This window comes from Terasakiispira papahanaumokuakeensis, assembly GCF_001709345.1.
GTDB classification, from domain to species: Bacteria; Pseudomonadota; Gammaproteobacteria; order Pseudomonadales; family Halomonadaceae; genus Terasakiispira; species Terasakiispira papahanaumokuakeensis.
In genome coordinates, this window is record NZ_MDTQ01000001.1 from 1824105 (window position 1) to 1832558 (window position 8454).

Here is an 8454-nt window from a genome sequence, read left to right on the forward strand (position 1 = left end):
AAGATCAGATTGCCGCTGTTCGACACCTCGACGGCGGACTCGATCAGGATGAGAATAAAACCCTGCTCAAAGCCGCCAACGCGGGCCTGAACTTCGCCAATACGACGGACACAAGCACCTCGATTAATGAAGACAAAGAAGCATGAGCTAGCATTTTTTCGCTTGCAAGCAAGCTCCCACACCCCTTCGATGAACCACTGAATCTTATGTAGCAAGCTCCCACAACCCTTCGATGAACCTCTGAATTTTCTGTGGGAGCCTGCTTGCAGGCGATTGTGTGCAGCACTGCAATCAAACCAGCGATAGCCCATCAATCCATGTCAATCAATGCGCATCTTTGACTGGCATCGTCACACAAAATATTTCAATATCAAGCCATTAGGGATGTGCTGTTGCAGCATCGCGAGCACAGAGTTGGATACAAATACGCATGCGCACTTTTCACAAGAGACAATGGTTAGGGATATGTAAAAAATCTCATAACTCAATAGGTTGTCGATTTTTTGGATCATTATCGCTTTTAGAAAAAGACGCATGCGCGAAATTAAAAATGTTACATGCTTACGGCGCAAAGGAGAATGATTTGAAAGTCGAATATTTAGTGATAATCGACTCAGAGAGCACTTTCTGCAGAAATGCTCAATCATTTAAGAGCTTCCTGCAATCAGACTCTGAAATCAATATAAGCGGAACTAAAATTAAGTTCCGAGGCATCTCTGTAGATTACGAGCTGCAAGAGGGAGAAAATACCAACAAAAATCACAAGTTCTTTCATATAAAGTTGGTTTGCGACGAAAAGGATCTAGCTGATTTCTCAGATCTTTGCAGGTCGATAAAGAAACTGCTACACATGAATAGTAAAAATAGTGTTCAGACGCTGTGGGATGACATTAGTTTCTACTATTCCTCTCGTAGTTATCCAATGATCTACGAAATAGAGAACCTAATGCGTAAGTTAATAACGAAATTTATGCTTACCACCGTAGGTCTCGGTTGGACAAAAGAAACCGTTCCGGAAGAACTGAAAAGATCGTCACGCACTGAAAATATAGATACAAACATTAACTATCTATATGAAACAGATTTCATTCAACTATCAAATTTTCTTTTCGACGAATACAGGACACTTGATATAGCAGCTCTCATTAAAAAAATATCTGAGATTGAGACTGATTCAGTTCGCGTGGATGAAATTCATGATTTCATTCCTAGATCAAATTGGGAACGATACTTTCGATCTAATGTCGATTGTGAAGGCTCATATTTGAAGGTTAGGTGGGAGAAACTATACAAACTAAGATGTAAGATTGCCCACAACAATACATTCACAAAACCAGACTATGAGCAAACAGAAAAGCTTGTAGAAGAAGTTAGATCTAAACTTATAACCGCGATCCAATCTTTGGATAAGATAACTATCAGTGATGATGAAAAAGAAGATCTCGCTGAAATTGTGGCAAGTAACGCAAGTGTCGTATTTGGCAGCTTTATACAGAAATGGAAAATGCTCGAATCTTTAATAGTTGAGCTATTGGTCGCGCAGAAAATACTTCCCGCTGAATTGTCGAAGCGTGAAAAGCTAATGCTGTACAAGAATCAAGAGGCATTAATTAAAAATGGTCTAATCGATTCTAAAATGTACAAAGAAATCAAAACTCTCAACAAAGTAAGAAACATCATGGTTCATGAGACTGAACAATATTTTTCGGATTCAGAGATCATGGTTTTTTCAAGGGATATTGATAGAGTTATTGAGTTCTTTGTAGAACGGTTAGGCATGTAACAATTTGCTGTACTCGGACCCAACTACGCGCCGCAAGCTTGTGGTTTGCTGCGCAAACTTTACCACAAGCTTGCTCTGCTCCGTTTGGCCGGTAAGCAAAGCGTTAGGCATCTATGTTTAGTGCAATGAATCAGCATAAGTATCTCGACATGATTGGAGGGTGTTCATATTTCTGTGTCACCCGGTGCTTAGAGATCCACGGAGGGTGTTCATATTTCTGTGTCGTTCGATGTTTAAATAGCCATGTAGCCGCCAACATTCTCACCCCTTGACTCCACCCCTACCCTAAGACATTATTCGCGAGCCGCTGCAAAATCAGTGGCCGGGATTGGCGTCCCGGAATAGCTCAGGTGGACATACCGCCATTAGCGCGGTTTTTTTGTGTCCACAGCATGGCTGCGCCTGTTATGGGCGGGCTGTGTGGTGGCCCTTCGGGGCGCCGGTCCCTGAGCCCGGTACGCCAACGCCGCACGGTCCGCTCTCCAGATTGGCGTCTGGAAGCGGTTCATCAGGATTGCTCAGGAGTTTTTTGTCATGAAGACACCCACCCCAGTTCAGTCTCATTGTGTCCGCAAGTCTCCCGCGAGTCCGCTCAGGTTTCACCATCGAAAGCCGTACCCCCTTCACCGTCTGCCCTTTATCGATAACGTGCCGGGCAAGCGTGGCCTGTCTTTCTGGGCCGTGCCGAAAACCGGGGGTTACTCCGGCGGTTGTAAGACCGGTGAATCATTGGCACGAATCTACCTTAAACATCTCAAAACACACCACACAGATTTCAACGAAGGCCGTCTTCAAAGCATCGTGCTCGATATGTGCGAGGTTGAGCGCGGTGGCGACCCTGAACAAGGCGCTTTGTGCGGTCAGGTAGTGGGTTTCTTTAGCGAGTTGGAATGCTGGCTGATTGCCGCTGTTCGACACCTAGACGGCGGACTCGATCAGGATGAGAACAAAACCCTGCTCAAAACCGCCAACGCGGGCTTGAACTTCGACAATGCGGCGGAGACAAGCACCTCGATTGATGAAGACAAAGAGACATGAGTTAGCATTTTTTCGCTTGCAAGCCAACTCCCACAACCCTTCGATGAACCTCGGAATTTTCTGTAGGAGCCTGCTTGCAGGCGATTGTGTGATACGCCACGACTTTCCACTTGACTTTTCTTTGTCTGCGGGCCAGCTGTACTATGGAGTCATTTCCCAGGAACCCTGATCCAGCATGCAAAAAGAGGATGTCCGCCGATGACCATTGGTGGTCCTGCCCGATAGGAGTGAACACCTGCCCGGTTCAGTAGCCGCTCCACCCCTAGCGGCGATACAGTGATAAGACGCCGTACGCCCCTATGCTTGGCCTGAGAAAGTACTTCGTGTAACAGAGCTAACGTAATTGGCCAGGAAAACTGATGAGTAGATCCAGTATTTGCAGATTCAAGATCTACTGATGCAAAGCGAGATAGCTCCCATATGAGTGGTGAGTTCGGTGCTGGTAGAGCCCCCATAAGTTCTGGAAATATTTCACCTAACAAGTAGGGCTGTGTGGTTGGTAAAAGTCGTGCCGTTCCCACCAAATCGCCATCACTTCGGAGAGCGGCAAGATATAATGTGTCGTGACGATCAAACTGATCCAACTCGATCCCTTGCTCACAGGCTAGTTCCCACCCAAGCCTTTCCACGAATACTCTGTGCCGGTAATGCGCAAGTTCACCCATCAATTCCTGTGACAAAGTATCAGATGTACCAACAACAATTTTCATGGACACTCTCCTTGTGTAAAGAATGTATTGCACAAGGAGAAAATTAAATGTGTAACTACCCTTAAGCATAGGTTATTGCCATTCAGTATACAAAGCTTCAGCTCAAGAGCCCCAAAATTGCTGCACGAGCAACCGCGGCTGTTTTATTTGCAGCCCCGAGTTTGGCGACAGCATTTTTCGTATGAAACTTCACTGTGTCCACAGAAATTGTTAATATTTGTGAGATTTCTCCGGCCGTCTTACCATCGGCAGACCATTTAAGTATCTCGGTTTCTCTTAGGGTCAGCGGAGAAGGGGGAACCATGCTAAGTTTTGGGGTAAGTAGACGAGTAAATGCCACGTGAGCGATATCGACCAGCCACCTCATTTGTAGCTCTTTGGTATTGAGCTCAGAAGTTGTCAAAGGCTCTGTAGCACGAGCTAGCGTAAGCATACTGACCGCAAAGCTGGCGTCTTGGCTAGATTTCGCCCAACCTACACGTAAACCTTCAGCTTGAGCTTCATCCCAAAACTCGGGAGTATCCTGGAAAACTTGATCGCTCCACACCAATGGCAACTGTGTTTTCTTGGCGTGGGTTACTGTCGGATCTATCTGCAAATACCCTGCTTCTTCGTAACGACACTTCCAAGCAGATGAATAGTTATTGAATATAACGACTTTAGGTCTAGTAACGGGAAGCGGCATATACATACCATAGGCGCATCTATCGAACCCTAACACAGTCGCGGTCTCGGCGATGCGAGAAAATAGCTCCTGAGGGGATTCAGCCTGCTCTACCGTTTGCAGTAGCTTTTCTGTCCAAATCTTCAAATCGACCTCCTTGGTTCACGCGAAGAGAACTCTTAAGATGCCAAGGATCCCCACTGGAACCTTACCAACAGCTCAAATAGATGCTGAGCAGTTAGCCTTTTGGCTATATAGCTAGCTTGGCGCCCATGGAGTCTAGAGCGGCCATGTTAATTATCCTTTTCTACCGTAGAACTGGAAATCTGAATCTGGAACGACGCATTAGCGATGAGAAGCGCTTACCCCTCTTCAAGATGACTGTCAGCCACTCCTCTTGTGGCGGTTGTAAGCAAATATGCTAACAGCCACATTCCGATGCACCTGTAGATTATCTGCTAACTTCAGCGGAGAGATTGGCACTACCCACTGTCGAAAGCGTTACATCTAAGGTGTACTCCATACTTCTCACCATTTCTTTCTAGCTTTAACGCTTGTTCTCGTGCCTGGCTCAGGCTCGCTTCATTTTGTTCCTGAAAGCAGAGTTCATAAACTCTGATTTTAACTTGGATGATCAAATAAAATCCGGATGTCATATCTATCTGCTTAAGAGTCTGAGCTATCATCAAAGAGAATTATGAAATTTCATCTTGGTGACTAATTATCATTCAGATAAACGTCACTCAGAGATATCATTCTTTCGTCTATCAATAAAATATCCGTAGCGACGTGAAGTGGTTGAAGGTTAGTTTTCTGACAGAATTTTCCAATACGTAATCCAGCCTTGATGAAAGCGTTATCTGACTCAGGAGAGGTGACCTCAACGGTTAGCCTGGGGCCAGACTTTCCCATTCGCCCCATTAACACGATGTGAAGCCTTATAAAGGTCGGAAAGACTAGTTTTCGTCGGCTATAATCAGGCCGTCACTAGGCACTAGTTCTATTCATTTTAGGTAAAAACTAAGCAAGCAAGGCCACCGCCTATGACGACCGGCTTGACTGTTGTAGAAAAGGCTCCAGAAATACACCAGGATGATAAACAAACTGTCGCTACCTTCTGGGATACGACCTCAGGCAAGGCAATAGACGTGTAGATACTCCGCATTCCATTGTGGCTTTTGGCGCAGCTGAAGCTATTTACACGATGAGACGGCGGGCGACATTGGGGGTGAGGTTTGCCAGTTAGGTGCTCCGAGCACCATAACAGACATATGCCGCAACAGATCTTACTTATCATTGGTAAAACCCAATGTCGCCTAGATACCGGTTTACTTTATTTCCTGGGCAATATCACATGACCAAGTGAACCTTTAGATGGGGTTAATTAATAGCCGTATTGGGACAAATGAAACTCATCACTCATAGAGCTGTTTGCAGACTCGTAGCGAGGCGGATGCCGCCCGAACGAATGCCCGCAGAGACCTCATTAGCCGTTTGTAAGCCCAATAACTGTTAGAGAAAGAGAGCTCTAGGCCTTTTCATATGCGCTGGATTAGCTGAGGCACCGACGAAGCAAGTAATGCTACACCCGAACAAATCAAAAGGCTCAATACCAACTTTTTGAAAGCCACTTCCGAGATGCCAAGATACATTCGCCCACCCAATAGCGTTGGAACAAGCATAGCGGGCGCGACGATGGCAAACATGGGCACCATCTCAACGGTGACAATATTCTTTGCAATGTAAATACCCATGGTGACAACGAGCGCTGCTAAATTGAAGTTCTGAATTATGGAACGCTGCTCGTCCTTGTCGAACCCCCTTAACGTGCACCATAAGGTTGGAACGGTACCCGTAAACCCTCCGATGCCGCCCATGATCCCGCCGATGCCACCGATGAGGCAATCCGCGACTTTTCCACCAACTTTTATTCGAGGCATGCTTTTGGCTGCCAGCATAAGAGGGCACCAAAGAACAAGGAATCCGCCTAGAATTGCTTTGAACAATTCGATATCTAGAGCAGGTAATACCGCAACGCCAAGTGGAATCCCGACCAAGCCTCCGAATAAGAAAGGAGCCAACCGACTAATATTGAAGCCGCGACGCATGGTAACAGCTGCAATAATTTGTCCCGTCAAGGCTCCGAACACAGCTAAAGCTGCCGCCAGTTTAGGGTCTAGCACCCAAACCCAAAAGGACATAGCGGTCAACCCGAAGGCGAATCCGGATAGACCTTGTACGAAGCCAGCCACAATGGCGCCGAGAACCACAATAAAAATCACCGAATCCATGCTAACTATCCTTCCTGGATGACTAAAATTTGTAAATGCCCATACCTGAGATATCTAAACCTCAGCTCCGTGCGCCTACGTATAGTGGATTATGTACGCTCCTTGCAGGGCATTGCGATTTCACAATGTGCTCAGCCACTCTCTCTGCGTGAATAACCAATCGCTCCATTGCTGATACGTAGAACAGAGAGCCTTGAGTAAGGGGGCCTATTGCATAGGCTCCAGGCTGTTCAAAGAGTTGGTGGGTCTCCGGGTCAATAGCAACGCCACCAAATTCATATTGGCTCAACATTCCGCTATCGATCAAGTTCTCAACCAGTACAGAATCTAGCTTGGCCAGGTTTCCGGAAACACCAGTTGCATCGATTACATAATCCAACTCTAATAGGCTATCTGAAACATCTACCTCGAAGTGCTCGTTTGCTTTCAAGCGCATTGATTTGTAGCCAGCGTGTACCGAAAGCTCTCCCGCACGCAGCATGCTTCTGATCTTCAAAGCATTGGCTAATGGCATGGGATGTCGGTAGCTCATCCAAAGCCCTTGATACTTACGATAAAATCGACGTTTTTCTTTGGTACTCATTCTGAGCCAGTAATCATCTATCCAGCCTTTGGATCCATCGAGCCAGAGCTGCCAATCTCTTACATGTGCTGCAGCTTCAATTTCATGTTCAAGCCGAACGGATACGTCGCGCATCGTAATGAATCCGACATATTCAGGTGCGTAAGTTTTCTCTCTCCTAAACCACCTGAAGAAGTCCAATATACTTTTTCCTGGACACTTCTCAAAGGCAACATCTTCGCAACTTGTTGGGATTAGCCCTCGTACAAGAGGCAACTGTCCAGAATTTGAAAACATGTGCACATGAGCCACACCGATACGGCGTAGAAGCAAAGCCATATCAACGGCTGTTAACTTGGTACCGAGCACGCCCACTTTGGAGCCAGCAGGAATTTTCTTGATTCGGGAAAGATCGTGATAAGGATTTGAAAAATACTGCTCGATGTCCGGAAAAGCCGATCTTTTTCGCAAATGCCCTACAGCTAAAACAATATAGTCAACTAAGCGGACACCATTCGCAGTATGAACTTCAAAGCCAGCACTTGTCCGTCTGACATTTCTTACTGAAGCATTGACCCGCGCAAACTGAATGCCTGAGTGGTTAAATTTCTGAGCGATGTCAGACACTACTTCCTGAAGATACTGTCCCATCAATATCCGAGGAGCATATTCTTGCATTAAACCTTCTACTTGGGGGGAACTATCTTTAAGCCAATGAGCAAAATCACCAGCCGTGCAAGAATCAACTCCCAGAAGCGACGACTTCATATTCAGTAGGAATCCTTCATCGTTCGTGTCCTGGCCATAAGGTAGTCCAGGCCCGAAAGTTGAACTTTTATCGAACAGTAATACTTCTGAGATAGACCGCTGCGACACCCTAGAAGCCAATGCCCGACTAACCAACGTTCCACTGCATCCGGCACCTATAATTGCTATTGAAGCCATGTAACCCCCTGTTGTAGCATCACGCGCTCAGGTATGGCGCTGTATATATTAAATTTGACGCTTAAGGCAATCGGAAGGCTGAAGCTCAAAGCGCACTAGATTTCAAAATCGTGCTGCAATGTTTCTATCAGCTCAGTCAGGGAAATTTGCGAAATACTGTCGCAGCAAAATATCCATTCGAACTGTTTGCGGTGCATGATGGATAATCGAGAAAAGCTCTTTGACGAATGAGGGGGTTCCTTCCAAGTACCGCCGAATAGAATGGCCATCATGCTGGCGCAATGGATCTTCCTGTAGGTACACATTGACGAGGCGCAGCAATACCTTTTTCTTAACACCCTTTCTTAGTATCCACTTTGAATGAGAGTACTGGTAATCAGTGTTTATCTTTGCTGATCGCTGATGCCGCATAATTACCCGCTGGTCTTCCGCTGTAGATAACAAATAATCATCGTGATCTT

7 protein-coding genes are annotated in these 8454 nt (G+C 46.0%); 2 read left to right on the top strand and 5 right to left on the bottom strand.

Annotated features, from left to right (window positions below; all coding sequences use genetic code 11):
• Positions 1 to 430 precede the first annotated feature (430 nt).
• Positions 431 to 1783 carry a HEPN domain-containing protein gene (locus BFW38_RS08005; RefSeq protein WP_139116579.1) on the top strand — a complete coding sequence of 451 codons (1353 nt, stop codon included), beginning with the start codon at positions 431 to 433 and terminating at the stop codon, positions 1781 to 1783.
• Positions 1784 to 2317: 534 nt separating this feature from the next.
• On the top strand, positions 2318 to 2821 hold the full coding sequence (locus BFW38_RS08010; RefSeq protein ID WP_068997915.1) for a hypothetical protein: 504 nt from the start codon (positions 2318 to 2320) through the stop codon (positions 2819 to 2821).
• A 149-nt stretch (positions 2822 to 2970) separates the two neighbouring features.
• Here BFW38_RS08010 and BFW38_RS08015 read toward each other — a convergent pair whose 3' ends face one another.
• The 5 genes from BFW38_RS08015 to BFW38_RS18055 all read right to left on the bottom strand — a co-directional run.
• Complete coding sequence (locus BFW38_RS08015) at positions 2971 to 3531, bottom strand: acyl-homoserine-lactone synthase (RefSeq protein WP_068997916.1); 561 nt, start codon at positions 3529 to 3531, stop codon at positions 2971 to 2973.
• A gap of 97 nt (positions 3532 to 3628) precedes the next feature.
• The gene (locus BFW38_RS08020; RefSeq protein WP_068997917.1) at positions 3629 to 4342 is read right to left on the bottom strand and encodes an autoinducer binding domain-containing protein; all 714 of its coding nucleotides are present in this window, start codon (positions 4340 to 4342) and stop codon (positions 3629 to 3631) included.
• 1391 nt (positions 4343 to 5733) lie between these two features.
• The gene (locus tag BFW38_RS08035; protein WP_068997920.1) at positions 5734 to 6486 is read right to left on the bottom strand and encodes a sulfite exporter TauE/SafE family protein; all 753 of its coding nucleotides are present in this window, start codon (positions 6484 to 6486) and stop codon (positions 5734 to 5736) included.
• Between the two features lie 61 nt (positions 6487 to 6547).
• On the bottom strand, positions 6548 to 7993 hold the full coding sequence (locus BFW38_RS08040; RefSeq protein ID WP_084004531.1) for an FAD/NAD(P)-binding protein: 1446 nt from the start codon (positions 7991 to 7993) through the stop codon (positions 6548 to 6550).
• A gap of 132 nt (positions 7994 to 8125) precedes the next feature.
• A partial coding sequence (locus BFW38_RS18055) for a hypothetical protein (RefSeq protein WP_218186385.1) occupies positions 8126 to 8454 on the bottom strand: 329 nt, incomplete at its 5' end.